The following is a 16,080-nucleotide window of genomic DNA, read 5'->3' as shown; positions in this document are numbered from 1 at the left end:
AGCCAATTTTTGAAATTCATCGAGTATACAATTACATCTTGTTCATCGGTTTTACACCTATCACTTCAAGGCCGCTAGCTATAACTTTCTGTATGGCACTTGCAAGAGCAAGACGTGCTAGAGTTAATTCTTTATTGCTCTCAATTACGAATCTATAATCGCTATTTTCTTTACCGAAATTCCACATAGAATGAAATTTTGAAGCTAAGTTTATTAAATAAAATGCGATGCGGTGCGGTTCAAAATATTTTGCAGATGCTTCTAATGTTCTTGTCCAGGCGGCTAAAAGTTTTATGATTTCAATTTCTTCTTCTGACGATAGTAAAGATAAATCATACTTGCCTTCTTCAAAGTCATTATAAGATTCAGGCATTAGTTCCATAGCTTTCGATAAAATCGATATTGTTCTTACATGTGCATATTGTACGTAGAAGATGGGGTTTTCTCTTGATTGTTCTTTTACTTTTACTAAATCAAAATCTAGCGGCTTATCATTTTGCCTTGTTAACATCATAAACCTTATGATATCTTTCCCTACCTCATGATTTACATCTTGTACACTAGCAAAGTTCCCAAGACGTTTTGACATTTTAACCGGCACACCATTTTCAACAAAATTGACCAATTGACAGATTTTAACGTCTACTTTAACCTGCTCTTTGCCTAAAGCCTTAACTATTGCCTCAATTCTTTTAACATATCCGCTATGATCCGCACCAAGTACATAAATTAAGTGACTCGCTCCTCTATCTATTTTATCCTTAGCATATGCAAGATCGGAAGCAAAATAAGACCAACTTCCATCAGCTTTTTCTATAGGACGATCTTGACTATCACCATAGTCGGTAGATTTAAACAATTTTTGAACTCTGTTATCCCATTCCTCATGAACTTTACCTTTAGGAGCAGGAAGTGTTCCTTCATAAATTAACCCCATACCGGTAAGTAATTTCACCGTTTCCTCTATTTCGCCTTTATCATGCAATGACTGCTCAGAGAAAAATATATCATGTTTAATACCAAGATCCGCTAAATCTTTTCTATTTAAATCAAGCATTTTTTCTACGGCAAAATTTTTGATTATTTTGAACCTTTCATTCTCGTTCATCGTTAATAATTTATTACCGTATTCTTTCGCTAAAATTTGCCCAAGCGGAATTAAATACTCTCCTGGATATAAACCGGCAGGAATAGTAATTTTCTCGCCTAAAGCTTCTCTATAACGTAATAATACCGTACTAACTAAATCATTTATTTGTGAGCCTGCATCATTAACATAATATTCTTTTGTAACGGAGTAACCTACCTTTTGCAAAATTCTAGCTAGCACATCACCATATACCGCACCCCTAGCATGCCCTATATGCATTGGACCCGTCGGATTTGCCGAAACATACTCGATGTTAATATTTCTGCTTTTATCTATATCAATTTCAAAAAATTTTTCTTCGTGCTGTAGAATATCTTTAATTGCTATCTGCCAAGTATCAGCTTTTATAGTAAAGTTAATAAAGCCCGGTCCTGCTATTTCTATACTTGCAATATAAGGTAATGTTATAAGGATTTCTTTAAACTTTAAAGCCACTTCCCTAGGAGCAATATTTTCTTTAGCAGCAATAATCATTGCAATATTACTTGATAAATCCCCGTTAAAACTATCTTTCGGAGTTTCAATAGTAGCATTATTTACTATTTCTTGATTATTATATAATTGCTTACTTGCCGCAATTATATCTTGTTTCAATTGATTAAATATATTCATAATTATTAAATGTTATTAAAATTCAGAGAGCAAAGCTGATTATATTCCTGAATGGCAAAACGGTCGGTCATGCCTGCTATATAATCGGCAATAACTCTAGCTTTACTATATGTTTCATTAGAGTCTATTAGCATTTTCCAATTAACCGGTAATAAATTAATATCATCCATATAAACCTTAAACAGACCTTGAACAATTTTAGTACATTTAAGGCTGATGGCCGTAATTTTATTACTTTTATAAACTCTCTCATGCAGAAACTTTTTAGTTTCCATAATACGTTCATTAGTTTTTTCGGTAAAATCCACTATCTGATAATTTAAGTTACGTATCTCGTTTATATTAGTAATTTTTTCTTTATTTAAATTTTCTTTTGTTTGCTGTAATAAATCGGTAATCAATTCATGTATTAGCTTACGTACTACCTCATAAATCAGACAGGAGGAGCTAATATTTTTAAATTTTGACTTGAGTGCAAAAACGTAGTTGTCAATATATTTAAGCTCAGCAAGACTATTAAAATCGATAATTTTAGCACCGATACTATCTTCCAAATCATGCGAAATATAGCTAATATCATCGGCAAGTGCTGCTATTTGTGCCTCCGCCGACGCATAAGTACTAAGCTCTAAATCATTTTGTTTATTATACTCCGCTATATATTCATTTATTTCACCGGTTATAGGACCATTATGTTTTACGATTCCTTCTAAAACTTCCCATGTTAAATTTACTCCGTTATAAGCGGCATATCTCTTCTCAAGTAGTGTTAATATTTTCAAAGATTGAGCATTATGGGAAAAGCCGTTATATTCTTTCATACATTCATTTAAAGCCCGCTCTCCTGCATGACCGAAAGGTGTATGACCAAGATCATGTGCAAGTGCTATTGTTTCGGCTAAATCACTTGATAAATTTAAAGTATTAGCAACCGAACGTGCAACAGTCGAAACCTCTAGGGAATGAGTTAGCCTATTTCTGTAATGGTCTCCCTCATGATTAATAAAAACCTGAGTTTTATATTGCAAACGCCTAAATGCATTGGTATGAATAATGCGATCACGATCACGTTCAAACTCGTTTCTATAAGAGGTCGGAATTTCTTTATATAATCTTCCTCTACTTTTAAGAGGATCGGAAGCGTATGAAGCAAGCATCGTTATCCTTTATTTTGAAAGGCGTTGCTTGTGTGACTACTAAGCCGTCATTGCGAGCAGCCATAGGCTGCGTGGCAATCTCATGAAATAATAACAAACTCCTGAGATTGCTTCGTCAATTGCTATGCAATTTCCTCGCAATGACGGCTTAGTAGTCACACAAGCAACGCCAGCTTGAAAAAATATTCATTATACTATATAATTTACAAGACTTTTACAAGGTAATTTTGGTGACGATAATAATTACGGATAGAGCTTTTGAACGGGTTTGCGAGTTAATAGAGCTAGAAAAAGATAAGAATTTAGTACTGCGAGTTTCGGTTGATAGCGGCGGTTGCTCAGGACTTATGTATAATTATGAACTAGTCTCAAAAGATACTATAGAACAAGATGATTATGTCATCACTAAACATAATGCTACAATTATTGTTGACCCTATCTCTCAAAAATTTATGCTGGAATGTACTTTAGATTTTATAGAGGAACTCGGCAGTTCATATTTCAACGTTAGTAATCCACAAGCTAAAGCAAAATGCGGCTGCGGTAATTCTTTTTCGGTGTAACATGTCATCCCGTGGTCAAGTCAGCGTTGTTGTATGGCTCAACTTCACTCTTGTCATCCCGCGACTTGATCGCGGTATCCAGCTTAAAATACTAAATTATTAATATTTTTTATTGTTTTTATGGACCCCGTGGTCAAGCCACGGGGTGACATAGTGGGGGTTACCGAGCCATGCAACAACGCCGATCAAGTCGCGGTATGACAACTGAAAAATCGATCCATGCAACAACGCCAGTCAAGCCACGGGATGACAAAATAGATTCCTGCTTTCGCGGGAATGACATTGCAATATCAAACTTTTAATGTTGATCATTAATTTGAAGACCATCCCCAAGCCCATCAACTTCACCATTATCACCGTAAGGAGGGCGGGCTACTTCATTACTATTACCGTTATTATCTTCGTCATCTGAAATGTTACTATCTAGGTTAATATAAACATGTCGTTCTTGATCTTGTTGAACTATTAAACTTTGTTTTAATGTTTCAGCTTGAGATTTTCTTAAATTTATTCCTTGTCCTTTACATTGCTCCGTAGTGAGAATTTCAAGACCTTCAGATTGTCTTGTTAAATTATCGCATATAAAAACTCCGTAGTCTGAAGTATTTTCTTGTTGTGGAATTCCTAAATCTCTTATTTCTGCATTAGGACAAATCTCAGTAATAAGGGTCACTAAGTCAGGACGATCATTTAACTCCCTACCTAGAGGATCATTATACTTAAATATTACCTTATTTGTATTAGTATCTTTACTAATCGCCATACTTACCCAATGCCCATGCCCTGTATTAATAGCCATAAGTACAATTTTATTATTTTTAATTAAATCCTCATGCACTCTTTCTCTAAGTGCATCTCTTACTTGTTCAGGGTGTGCTAAATCAACATGGATAACTATAGAGAATTTATTTTTGTCTATATTTGCTTCTAATATATTTTTTATATCATCTTCAGTATACCAGTAATCCGGTTTTTGTATATTTTCTATAGTATGAAGAGGGCTGTTTTCCTGTGGCTGCGGCGGTGGTTGATGCTGTTGTGTTTGCTGCGGCTGCACTAAAGCTTTCTCTTGTTTTTGAGGCTGTGCATCCTCATTCTGTTTGGTTAATTCTTTTTGACCATTAATCAATTGCTCATCTTGATTTTGTTGTACTTTTGGCCACTCATTGGCTTGCTGCTCCGGCAGTGGTATAAAATCATTTACTAGGGTCTGTGTATCGCTGAAAAATTTTGTTCTATAAGCCTCCTTGGTAAACATACTAAGATCTTCTATTTTGCCTTTTTCAAGCATTGCACGTATAAAAGCAGTATTTTTTGCTATATCCGTATCAAAAGCTTTTAACGCCTTTGATACTAACCCTTGTTTTTCTTTATCATTTTTGTCGACTCTACTTGCAGCTCTCAAATATTCAAGCCCTGCTTTTTGTATTAAATTTAATTGAAATAAAAATTCTGCTACAGATATATGAAGATCTTTTTCTAAAGATATACAAAGTACTTTTGTTTCTCTTTTATTTTTTAAAATACTAAAAATTTCATGCAGAATATTACTACTCTCCTCAATATCGGCTATACTTAAACTTACTTTAAAATATTTCATTGCTTCATGAATTAACTTGATAGCACTTACATTTTCATTCTTACTTTTATACCATTTCCCGAGTGCTAAAAATAAGTCACCTATTTTTTTACAAATATTGCTAGAAATGTACGGAATCGTATCATGACCATAGAGAAAGTTAAAATCTTTATCAACTTCTAGGGCTTTAATATATTCTCTTATTGCTACAAACCAATCTAATTGTGATTCGCTATTTTCATAAATCATTCCTAAATAATAATGAGCATTGGCCTTTATTTCATTCACAGCTATAACAACAACTTCAACTTGCGGTCCTGTAAGTTTATCAAGCCATTCTAAAGCTTCGATATAATACTCTGTTGTCCCGTTATTTTTTAATCTTATATCTAATATAGCTTGATCTAATAAATTCTCTTCAATTAAGATTTTTTTTGCTTCGTCAACTACCTCTGTCAGTGGCTGCCATTTTTGCGATTGCGGATAAAGTTTTTTACAAAAAGATACAAATTTCGATTGCTTATTTAAGAAATATACATAATTACCTAATATTTCTTGAAAATGAGTTGTAGCACTTATATCTTTCGACTCATAAAACTTTCTTATAATTTCTAAAAATGAAGCAATCATATTTAGATGATCATCAGAATATTTAATATATATTTCATTAAGCTCTTCTATTTCTTTTAAAGCAGGGAAAAAAGTTTTTTCCAGTTTTTGTACCGATGATTTATTTAATATTTTTTTTGGCAAATAAGGTTGAATTAACGAGTAATTGTTTAAGAACGTGTCTGAATCTAATTCTTGATGTAAATTAAGATTATCAGAAGAAATAAATGGGCTTATTATATTATGTTTATTGACTTGAAAGAAATTTATAATAATTTTACCTAACGTTAAAATATTTTCCTTGACTTGATTAGATAAAACTTGTGATAAAATTGGCTTCTGTGTTTCTGATTTTTGCGGTTTTATATATATTTCTTTTATTGTAGCCCATTTACTTTGGTTTGAGTCCTTGGCTTGATTTAAGTCCTTAATATTAAGCGTATCCGAAAAAGGTTTTACACATAGGGGCATCAATTTTCTTACTTGTTCAATAATAAGCGGCTCATATAAGTTTTTTTTACTCAAAATATCTTGTAGCTCAAATTTCAATTCGATAGTCTTGATATTTTTCTGTTCCTCAGCAGTTATAGTAGAATTTGTATCGGAAGCAGAATTAGATAGAATGTCTCCTATATCTTTGGAAGAAGAAAGTATATCCAAATCAGGATGTTTATGCCCATCTATTACAGTAATGTTAGTATTTTTTTCTGCTTCATTCTTACTCTGAGAAATAACCTCTATAGTTGTAGAAAGATTTGAATCGGAAACAGAATTAGGTAGAGCAGCTTCTTTATCTTTGGAAGAGGCAAATATATTCAAAATATTACGTTGCTGTTCATCTATTAGAGCAATATTAGCATTTTTTTCTTCTACAGTTTCACTTTGAAAAATCGCCCCAATATAAGAAAAGATTTTTTTCCTCTCTTCTTGTATTTCATTATTTTTGATTGTTCTAATTAATAACGAAATAGCATCTATAACAATAAAAAAAGATTTAGTATCAAGTGTTTCTAGAAAAGATTTAGTATCCCCGTTAGGTTTTCTAAATAAATTTATAGATTTTCCTAGCTCTGTAATTATAAATTTTTGTCCTTCATCTAAGCTTTTATTCTTCAAAAGCTTACCGAGTTTACTCTTTTCTTCCTTAATCTTAGTATTTTTCTCTTCTTCATTTTTATAATCAGCAACAGAAATTATATAAGATACAGCATCTTTTAATTGTTCTTTAATTTCCGGAGTTAACTGACCATTACTATCTCTAAAAATATTAGCAAATTGTTTATATGTAGAATCAAAGACCTCCTTTACACTATTATCTCTAATTACGACTGAAAATTTAACTTTTTCGGCTAATTCTAATATTTGCCACAAAATATATAAATTAAGAATTGTTTGAATAGAGTTTATAGGTTGATTATGAATCCCTGGACATTCTATAATATTAATTCCACCTTCATCATCAGGTATAAAGAAATTATTAACAAGCTTATATCCATTGTCTACTTCATGATGTATTTTTTCATTATATTCCGGTTCTTTTGCATATAAAGAGCGGTCTTCATCTTCTTCTAATTTTTGTCCGCTTAAAAAACAGCCAAGAGTAGTGGTTCCTACTCCGTTCATCCCTATCATCGCAATTAGTTTATTTATACTATCTCCTGTTTTGGTAATTTCATTATGACTTTCTGCTATTAATTTTAAAAGCTTATTACCGTTCTTTATGAACGGTCTTTCTAACTTATGGTACTTTTCAAGAGGTTGTAAATTTTTATTTTCAATTTTACTATCAATGTTTTGAGCTGTTGTTTTCTTTAAATATGTATTTACAGAATTTTTATTTAAAATATCTATTTCGGAAATGAGCTGAAATTCTGAATTATCATTAAAATTAGGAGAGATTTCTAATTCTGCTAGCTTATATTGATTATTATGTTTTATCTTTAATAAAGTTTTTATTCCGATATTAGTTATTGCTTTATTACTTACTAAAGAAAGTTTAGTTATTGTCTTGTTAAGTCTAAATATTTCGGCTAAAATTTTTACTTGCTTATCATTTATACCGCAATTATCCAAAAATACTCGCTCGATAGTCTTATTATTCCTTAAATAATCTGCTATACATTGTATATCTTCTTTTATAAAGGGGTAGTTACTAAAATTCAAAGCGGTTATATGGATAAACTCGGCAAGTCCGCTATTTGGTTTTACTAATGTTTCATTAAATATAGAACGAGTATTATTAGAGAACCAAGCTATAATATCTTTAGGTTTATACTCAGATATAAAGCTTGCGTTTGGAGTTAATATATCTTTAATATTAATATTACTTAACTTCATTAATATATTAGCTTCTTCAAGAGCAGTTAAGTTTGGAGTGTTTTTTTGTTCCAAAATATTATTAAAATACTCTGTCAAAAAATCATTTATATTTTTTAAACCTCGTTCCTGTTTGGGACTACCAAGCAATGTACTACCAACTGCTTTTATTTGATTCCACATAATAATAATTATTATACCTATTAAATTATTTGCATTTATACAAATGAAAACATTTTTGCTCCATAAGTTGAATTAATAATTATTAACACTACTTAAAAAATTTTTTTGAATAAGTAAATTTACAACAAGGATTTAAATATGAATTGGTGCAATTCTGAGGATAAGAAAGTTCTATTTTTTATATTATAAAAAATTATCACTTCTATTTTAAAATTGAATTAGTAAGGGGATATTTAATATATATTTTGAAAGGTAAAGTTTAAGAGGCTGCCTATAAATAAATGTTAACCAAAAATTTAATTCTTTTTTGCTGCAAATTATAAGATTTTTTTGAAATAGGAACCTGCTATTTCTGTAAAAATCTTATTAACTTTCGCTAAAAAAACTCTTTAATTACTAATTAACATTTATTTACAGATAACCTCTAAGATTATTTTTCTTTTGTAATTTTATCATATTTTTTTAGTTTGATAAGAATGGATTCTAGATTATCCAACTTAATCATACATGGACCATCACTTGGAGCGTTATCAGGATCTTGATGTACTTCCATATACATACCGGCGATACCTACAGAAGTTGCTGCTTTTGCAAGTAGCTCTACATATTTTCTTTCCCCTCCAGTACTACCTCCTAGCCCTCCAGGCTGCTGAACGGAATGCGTCGCATCAAAAACTACAGGTACATTTAACTCCGCCATTATTGCAAGACTACGCATATCAGATACCAAATTATTATAACCAAAACATGCACCACGCTCTGTAAATAATATATCCTTTACTCCAAAAGCTTCTAGTTTTGTTTGTACATTTTTCATATCCCACGGAGCTAGAAACTGTCCTTTTTTTACTTTTACTATTTTACCTGTTTTTGCGGCAGCTTGAAGCAAGTCAGTTTGTCTACATAGAAACGCCGGAATTTGTAAAATATCTGCTACTTCAGCTGTTTCAGTACATTGACTCTCTGAATGGACATCAGTAACAATAGAACAATCGAATTCAGATTTTACTTTTGATAAAATTTCTAAACCTTTCTCAATACCAAGTCCTCTAATCCCATTTACGGAAGTTCTATTAGCTTTATCAAAAGAAGATTTATAAATAAATGGAATCTCAAGCTTGCTAGTTAATTTAACAAGTTTTTCTGCCATAAATAAGGCATGATCTTTTCCTTCAATCTGACAAGGTCCTGCAATTAGAACAAACGGTAAATCATTTCCTATTTTGATATTGTTAAGTTTTACTACTTTTTGCATAATTCTTAGATTTAATTAATTAAGTGAGGCACGGATTAGTGTTTCTCTGTTATATCATGTACTGATTCATTTTCTATTAAGTCATTATTAATTATTAGCGTATAATATTTTTCTTTTATTGTCGTTAAATCATAATTACCATGATAATAACCTTCTAGGTTAATAATTTTTTTTAAATAAAAATTTATCTGCTCTGTTTCTAACGACTCATCTATATTTTTTATAATAGACGACTTAATATTAATTAAATACGCTTTTATTTTTTTAAATTCTTTAATAATTATAAAAATATCATGCGGTTTTGTTACCAATATTCCTACAAACAAAATTAATAATATTTGTGTTAAAGACATATTTATATTAATTTCTTATGTTTATATTTTGGATTTAAAACACTTTCCCCATTAGTACTTAGCATATATTCATGGTAATCTTGATAATTTCCTTCAAACCATGTAGCATTATTTTCTTTATCATATGATATAATATGAGTGGCTATTCTATCTAAAAACCACCTATCATGACTAATCACTAATACACAACCTGCAAAATCTAAAATAGCATCTTCAAGTGCTCTTAACGTATCAATATCTAAATCATTAGACGGCTCATCTAATAATATAACATTTGCTCCTTCTTTTAGTAATTTTGCCAAATGTACTCTGTTACGTTCTCCACCTGAAAGTTGTCCAACTTTTTTTTGTTGATCACCGCCTCTAAAATTAAAAGCTGCACAATAAGCTCTACTTTTAATTATTCTATTACCAAGTTGTAATTCATCTAGACCTTCTGAAATTTCTTCCCATATAGTCTTATTATCATCTAAATGATCCCGTGATTGATCAACGTAACCTAATTTTACCGTTTGACCAATTTTAATAGAACCACTATCCGGTGTTATTTTACCTGTAATAATATTAAATAAAGTAGATTTACCTGCTCCATTCGGTCCAATAATTCCTACAATAGCTCCACGTGGAACTTTAAAACTAAAATCTGATAATAATATTTTATTATTAAATTCTTTAGCTATATGTTCTGCTTCAATGACAAGATCTCCTAAACGAGGTCCATTAGGTATAATTATTTGAGTAGGATCAGTTTTTTGTTCTTGTTGTTTATTTAATAATTCTTGATATGCTGTAATACGTGCTTTATTTTTTGATTGTCTAGCTTTTGGTGTTTGACGAATCCATTCAAGTTCACGATTCAATTGTTTTTTTCTATCATCGTCTTCTTTACTTTCTAAAGCTAATTTTTTTTGCTTCTGTTCAAGCCAAGAACTATAATTTGATTCCCACGGTATACAATTTCCACGATCTATTTCTAATATCCATTCTGTAACATTATCTAAAAAATAACGATCATGGGTAATTACTATTACGGTACCTTCATAATGCTTTAAATAACCTTCAAGCCAAGAAACTGATTCTGCATCCAAATGATTTGTAGGTTCATCAAGTAACAACATATCAGGCTTCTCTAAAAGCAATTTACATAAAGCCACTCTTCTTTTTTCTCCACCGGAAATTTTTGTAATATCTGCTTCTTTTGGTGGGCAACGTAAAGCAAGCATTGCGATCTCTATTTCACGTTCTAGATTCCATCCATCACAATTGTCTATTTTTTCTTGCAATTCTGCTTGTTTATCAAAAAGCTTTTGCATTTCTTCATCAGTGATTTCAGCAGCAAATTTGTTACTTATATAATTAAATTCATCAATAAGTTTTTTCTTTTCATGAAGACCTTCCATGATATTATCAAAAACATTTTTACTAGCATCAAGATACGGTTCTTGAGGTAAATATCCTATTTTTATACCGATTTTAGCTGTTGCTTTACCTTCAAACTCTTTATCGATACCTGCCATTATTTTTAATAAAGTCGATTTGCCTGCTCCATTTGGACCTATTATACCGATTTTAGCTTTTGGTAAAAATGATAAATTTGTTTCTTTTAAAATTCGTTTACCATTTATAATTTTGCTTAAACCAACCATTTCATAAACATATTGATATGACATAAATTACTTATTTCCTTATATTATTATTTTCCACCGATAAATATATTTACTACTGCATTGTATGAATTTATTGCTCTATGATCATATAATTCAAAATTAGACATTGTAATTTCTATCATTATTTTTCTATATATATTTTAATTTTAACAGGTTTTTTAACTTAATTTTAATAATATCAAGTCTAATTCTTCTAAATTTTTATAATGAAATATTAATTTTCCTCCTAAAGGATAATTTTCTATTGTTATTTTTATACCAAATTTTTCTGATAAAACTTTTACTAATGATTCAAAATCATTATCAGTAGCATTGTCCTTTAAAAAACGCTTTCCTACTTTGCCACTATTGTTAGGAGATTTCGTATATTCATTTTTATACCATTGTCTTACTAGCTCTTCTGTTTGACGTACATTTAAATCATTACTTATAATATGTTCGGCCATTACTTCTGCATGTTCATGATTTATTAAACATCGAGCTTGTCCCATGCTTAATATATTCTCATTTACTTTATCTTGAATAGATTGTGGCAAATTATTAAGCCTCAACAAATTAGCTATATGACTACGACTTTTGCCAAGCCTTTCAGCTAATTTTTCTGTCGTATAATTAAAATTTTCTACCAAATATTTAAAGCCACGAGCTTCTTCCATAACTGTTAAATCAGTTCTTTGTATGTTCTCAATTAATGCTATTTCCATACTCTCTCTAGCATCTAAATTTTTTATAATTACTGGTATCTCTAAAACTTTTGCTAATTTACATGCACGCCAGCGTCGCTCTCCTGCTATAATTTGGAAATTATTATCGACGATAATAGGCTGCAATAAACCATTATTCAATATAGAATCTGCTAATTCTTTTATTTTATCATATTCAAAGTTTTTTCTAGGCTGATTCTCATTCGGCCTTATTTTATCAATATTTATTATTTGTATTATTTCTGATTCTATAGAAATAACTTCTTCCCCAAGTAATGAAGATAACCCTCTTCCTAGTCCTTTATTTTTCGCCATATCTTTCTAAGATTTCTTTTGTAAGTTCTATATATGCAACTGCTCCCGAACATTTATAATCATATATAATAGCCGGTTTTCCGTATGAAGGGGCTTCAGATAATTTAATATTTCTTGGGATAACGGTTTTAAATACTAATTCCCCTAAGCATTTTCTAACATCCTCTTCTACTTGCTCAGTTAAACGATTACGCTTATCATACATTGTAAATAATATACCTGCAATCTTTATCTTAGGATTTAATTTTTTCTCTACAATTTCAATTGTTTTTAGCAAGTGACTTAATCCTTCTAATGAATAAAAATCACATTGCATTGGAATCAACACTTCATCGCTTGCAACTAAAGCGTTTACTGTTAATAAATTTAATGAAGGAGGGCAATCAATAATTATATAATCATATAATATCTTTATTTCTTCCAATAGCTTCATTAAAATATATTCTCGGTCCTTTAATTTTGTTAAATCTAATTCAGCAGCAGATAGATTAGTGTTTGAAGTAATTATTTCTAAATTTGGTATGTCTGTAGAAATTATTGCATCTTTCAATTTTATTAAATTTGTTAATACTTGATATATAGTATTTTTGCGTTGTTGCTGGTTAATTCCAAAACCAGTACTACTATTCCCTTGAGGATCAAGATCTATAACTAAAATTTTTTTATTTACAGCAGCAAAAGCTGTAGCTAAATTTACAGTAGTTGTAGTTTTAGCCACCCCTCCTTTTTGATTAACAATAGCAATTACTTTCATATAATTTTTGTTAAATTACTAACTTCTAGAATTTTCCCTTCTTCACAAGTAATACTTTGATGTATTAAATAATCAAATAACCACATCTCTTTAGCTTCTACTATTTCAGTTAAATAATTTTTTCCTTTTAATAATAAAAATTTTTCTTGTACCGAAATATTTTTTATACAATTAAATATTGTATTTAATTTAGAGAAAGCTCTACAAGTCAATATACTACAATCTATTTCTACTTTTTCTATTCTTTGATTGATTATTTGTATGTTATTATTTGATATCTTTGATGCTTTTTCTAAAAATATACATTTACGTAAATCAGCTTCTATTAAACTTACTTTCGCTACCCCTGCTATAGATAATACTATACCGGGAAAACCAGCTCCACTTCCTATATCAACCAAGTGTATTTCTTTATTATCAATATATCGCATTAATTGTAATGAGTCTAATATATGACGCTGCCAAAAATTAGGTATAGTATTATCCGATACAAGATTGATTGATTTATTCCATTTTTTAACTAACTTTTGAAAAATTTCTAACTTTTCAATTATTTCACGTGGAACTTCCATCACTATATTTAGTTTTTAAATAAATTATAATAGCCGTAATTGCTGCAGGTGTAATCCCTGGGATTCGACGTGCTACACCAATAGTAGTAGGTTTATGGGAAGAAAGTTTTTCCTGTATCTCTAATGATATACTTGATATTTTAAAATAGTCAATATTTTTAGGTATTAACTGTACCTCTTCACTTTGAAATAAATTAATATCTGCGTGTTGTCTAGTTAAATATGAAGAATATTTTGCTTCAATATATAGTAATTGCAAAATATTATTATTTTGTGTTTCTTCAAGCATAGGAAAAATTTTGATAGCTTGTTCAACATTAAAACTAGGTATTTTAAATAAGTCTAATACTGTTTTATATGTACCATCCTGTGCAACCTGTATACCCATTTTAGCAAGTTTACTAGTAGTTAAAGACAAAGTATTTAATAATGATTTTGTTTTTTCTATATCTTCACATTTTTTTGTAAATATTTTTTTACGTTTTTCTGATACAACACCAATGTTTATCCCTAATTCCGTTAAACGTAAATCAGCGTTATCTGCTCTTAAAGATAATCTATATTCTGAGCGAGAAGTAAACATACGATAAGGTTCTATAGTACCAAATGTTGTTAAATCGTCAATCATTACTCCAATATAACTGTTTGCTCTTGTTAACATAAACGGTGCTTGATCTTTTACTGCTAAAGCAGCATTTATACCAGCTATTATACCTTGCCCTGCGGCTTCCTCATATCCTGTAGTACCGTTAATTTGCCCAGCAAAATACAATCCAGCTATTTTTTTTGTCTCTAGCGTAACACTTATTTCACGTGGATCAACATAATCATATTCTATAGCATAACCTGGACGTAAAACCTTTACATTTTCTAATCCTGGTATTGTTTTGATTAATTTATGTTGTACATCTTCAGGCAAAGAAGTAGAAATACCGTTTGGATAAATCGTATAATTATCTAACCCTTCAGGTTCTAAAAATATACGATGTTCTGATTTTGTACTAAATCTGACTATTTTATCTTCAATAGAAGGACAATATCGCGGTCCTATTCCTTCTATTTGCCCTGAATACATTGCAGATTTATTAAGGTTCTCACGTATAATATCATGAGTTTCTGAGGTTGTTTTTGTAATAAAACAATTTATCTGAGGAACATTGACAACATTTGTTAATTCAGAAAAAGGACGAGGAGTTTTATCGCCGGGTTGTAAAATTGTTTTACTATAATCAATAGTACGCCCGTCAATTCTTGGTGGTGTACCTGTTTTTAAACGGGCAATCTTAAATCCTACTCTTTTTAATGTATTTGATAATCCATACGAAGGCTCTTCATCTACTCTACCGGCAGGAATTTTTGTCGAGCCTATATGAATAAGACCTGATAGAAAAGTACCCGTAGTTAATATAATTTTTTGACAAGGAATTTTGCTATTGTTATTTAAAATAACCGCTTCAACTTTAGAAGATTTAATTTCTATATCTTCCACTTTTCCATATAATATATCTAGATTAGGGTAATTTGTTAATATTTGATACATCGCTTTTTTATAAAGCTTTCGATCAGCTTGAGCTCTAGGGCCCCAAACTGCCGGTCCTCTAGTCTCATTCAGCATTTTATAATGTATACCGGCTTGGTCTATAACATAACCCATTAACCCATCAAGTGCATCGATTTCTTTAACTAATGTGCCTTTTGCAATTCCACCGATTGCTGGATTGCAAGACATTTCGCCTAAATTTTCCGGTTTTAACGTAATTAGGAGAGTAGAAGCTCCAAGACGTGCAGAAGCGGCGGCTGCTTCTACGCCTGCATGTCCACCGCCTATAACTATTACGTCATATTTTAGCATTAATTATTCTATAATTTCAGATTTGTTAAAGAAAAATTCGATTTCTCTTTTTGCACTGTTTTCACTATCTGAACCATGAATACTATTAGCCTCAATTGATTCTCCTAAATCCTTTCTAATGGTTCCCGCTTCAGCTTCATCAGGATTAGTTGCCCCCATAATGGTACGGTTTAAAATTATAGCATCTTCCCCCTTAAGAACTTGAAGTACTACCGCTCCTGAAGTAATATATTCAACTAAGCTATTAAAAAACGGTCTTGCTCTATGTTCGTCATAGAAACATTCAGCTTCATATTTAGTTAAAAATTTCATTTTCTGAGCTACTATCTTTAAGCCTGCATTTTCTAAATAAGTATTAACTTGTCCTATTTTATTCCTCTTGATAGCATCAGGCTTAATCATTGAAAAAGTATATTGTATTGTCATTTTGTAACCTATT

12 protein-coding genes are annotated in these 16,080 nt (G+C 30.6%); 1 reads left to right on the top strand and 11 read right to left on the bottom strand.

Annotation, left to right across the window (positions count from 1 at the left end; all coding sequences use genetic code 11):
• Window positions 1-31: 31 nt before the first annotated feature.
• Together argS and H6P87_RS00505 are read right to left on the bottom strand one after the other, a co-directional pair.
• On the bottom strand, window positions 32-1,762 hold the full coding sequence (argS, locus tag H6P87_RS00510) for an arginine--tRNA ligase (RefSeq protein ID WP_202069604.1): 1,731 nt from the start codon (window positions 1,760-1,762) through the stop codon (window positions 32-34).
• Window positions 1,763-1,767: 5 nt separating this feature from the next.
• Entirely contained in the window at window positions 1,768-2,919 is a 1,152-nt protein-coding gene (locus H6P87_RS00505; RefSeq protein ID WP_202069603.1) for a deoxyguanosinetriphosphate triphosphohydrolase, read from the bottom strand.
• 230 nt (window positions 2,920-3,149) lie between these two features.
• Between H6P87_RS00505 and H6P87_RS00500 the strand changes: the two genes are divergently transcribed.
• A complete protein-coding gene (locus H6P87_RS00500; protein ID WP_202069602.1) occupies window positions 3,150-3,482 on the top strand; it encodes an iron-sulfur cluster assembly accessory protein in 333 nt (110 codons plus the stop codon).
• A gap of 298 nt (window positions 3,483-3,780) precedes the next feature.
• Here H6P87_RS00500 and H6P87_RS00495 read toward each other — a convergent pair whose 3' ends face one another.
• The 9 genes from H6P87_RS00495 to ndk all read right to left on the bottom strand — a co-directional run bounded on the left by H6P87_RS00495 (window position 3,781) and on the right by ndk (window position 16,067).
• Window positions 3,781-8,169, bottom strand: a complete 4,389-nt coding sequence (locus tag H6P87_RS00495; protein ID WP_246437947.1) for a Ulp1 family isopeptidase — start codon at window positions 8,167-8,169, stop codon at window positions 3,781-3,783.
• A gap of 430 nt (window positions 8,170-8,599) precedes the next feature.
• Window positions 8,600-9,424, bottom strand: coding sequence for a 3-deoxy-8-phosphooctulonate synthase (gene kdsA / locus H6P87_RS00490; protein WP_202069601.1), 825 nt, complete (start codon window positions 9,422-9,424; stop codon window positions 8,600-8,602).
• Window positions 9,425-9,459: 35 nt separating this feature from the next.
• A complete protein-coding gene (locus H6P87_RS00485) occupies window positions 9,460-9,777 on the bottom strand; it encodes a DUF2672 domain-containing protein (RefSeq protein ID WP_202069600.1) in 318 nt (105 codons plus the stop codon).
• Between the two features lie 2 nt (window positions 9,778-9,779).
• Complete coding sequence (gene ettA, locus H6P87_RS00480; RefSeq protein WP_202069599.1) at window positions 9,780-11,447, bottom strand: energy-dependent translational throttle protein EttA; 1,668 nt, start codon at window positions 11,445-11,447, stop codon at window positions 9,780-9,782.
• A 155-nt stretch (window positions 11,448-11,602) separates the two neighbouring features.
• The gene (locus H6P87_RS00475) at window positions 11,603-12,463 is read right to left on the bottom strand and encodes a ParB/RepB/Spo0J family partition protein (RefSeq protein ID WP_202069598.1); all 861 of its coding nucleotides are present in this window, start codon (window positions 12,461-12,463) and stop codon (window positions 11,603-11,605) included.
• Window positions 12,450-13,217 (bottom strand): ParA family protein, encoded by a 768-nt coding sequence (locus H6P87_RS00470; protein ID WP_202069597.1) that lies wholly within the window; start codon window positions 13,215-13,217, stop codon window positions 12,450-12,452. Before H6P87_RS00470 ends, H6P87_RS00475 begins: the two co-directional genes overlap by 14 nt.
• Window positions 13,214-13,789: a 16S rRNA (guanine(527)-N(7))-methyltransferase RsmG gene (gene rsmG / locus H6P87_RS00465; RefSeq protein ID WP_202069596.1), complete on the bottom strand. Its 576-nt coding sequence runs from the start codon at window positions 13,787-13,789 to the stop codon at window positions 13,214-13,216. Before rsmG ends, H6P87_RS00470 begins: the two co-directional genes overlap by 4 nt.
• Window positions 13,773-15,641: a tRNA uridine-5-carboxymethylaminomethyl(34) synthesis enzyme MnmG gene (gene mnmG, locus H6P87_RS00460; protein WP_202069595.1), complete on the bottom strand. Its 1,869-nt coding sequence runs from the start codon at window positions 15,639-15,641 to the stop codon at window positions 13,773-13,775. Before mnmG ends, rsmG begins: the two co-directional genes overlap by 17 nt.
• Before the next feature lie 3 nt (window positions 15,642-15,644).
• A complete protein-coding gene (ndk, locus tag H6P87_RS00455) occupies window positions 15,645-16,067 on the bottom strand; it encodes a nucleoside-diphosphate kinase (protein WP_202069594.1) in 423 nt (140 codons plus the stop codon).
• Window positions 16,068-16,080 lie beyond the last annotated feature (13 nt).

This window comes from Rickettsia tillamookensis (assembly GCF_016743795.2).
GTDB classification, from domain to species: Bacteria; Pseudomonadota; Alphaproteobacteria; order Rickettsiales; family Rickettsiaceae; genus Rickettsia; species Rickettsia tillamookensis.
Note: the sequence above shows the minus strand (reverse complement) of the source record. Positions and strands in the feature narration are given on the sequence as shown.

Excerpts from the sequence above, each read along its gene's own strand:
- kdsA (WP_202069601.1), bottom strand. The coding sequence starts at position 9,424 with ATGCAAAAAGTAGTAAAACTTAACAATATCAAAATAGGAAATGATTTA.
- argS (WP_202069604.1), bottom strand. The coding sequence starts at position 1,762 with ATGAATATATTTAATCAATTGAAACAAGATATAATTGCGGCAAGTAAG.
- mnmG (WP_202069595.1), bottom strand. The coding sequence starts at position 15,641 with ATGCTAAAATATGACGTAATAGTTATAGGCGGTGGACATGCAGGCGTA.
- H6P87_RS00475 (WP_202069598.1), bottom strand. The coding sequence starts at position 12,463 with ATGGCGAAAAATAAAGGACTAGGAAGAGGGTTATCTTCATTACTTGGG.
- rsmG (WP_202069596.1), bottom strand. The coding sequence starts at position 13,789 with ATGGAAGTTCCACGTGAAATAATTGAAAAGTTAGAAATTTTTCAAAAG.
- H6P87_RS00470 (WP_202069597.1), bottom strand. The coding sequence starts at position 13,217 with ATGAAAGTAATTGCTATTGTTAATCAAAAAGGAGGGGTGGCTAAAACT.
- H6P87_RS00505 (WP_202069603.1), bottom strand. The coding sequence starts at position 2,919 with ATGCTTGCTTCATACGCTTCCGATCCTCTTAAAAGTAGAGGAAGATTA.
- ettA (WP_202069599.1), bottom strand. The coding sequence starts at position 11,447 with ATGTCATATCAATATGTTTATGAAATGGTTGGTTTAAGCAAAATTATA.
- ndk (WP_202069594.1), bottom strand. The coding sequence starts at position 16,067 with ATGACAATACAATATACTTTTTCAATGATTAAGCCTGATGCTATCAAG.
- H6P87_RS00495 (WP_246437947.1), bottom strand. The coding sequence starts at position 8,169 with ATGTGGAATCAAATAAAAGCAGTTGGTAGTACATTGCTTGGTAGTCCC.
- H6P87_RS00485 (WP_202069600.1), bottom strand. The coding sequence starts at position 9,777 with ATGTCTTTAACACAAATATTATTAATTTTGTTTGTAGGAATATTGGTA.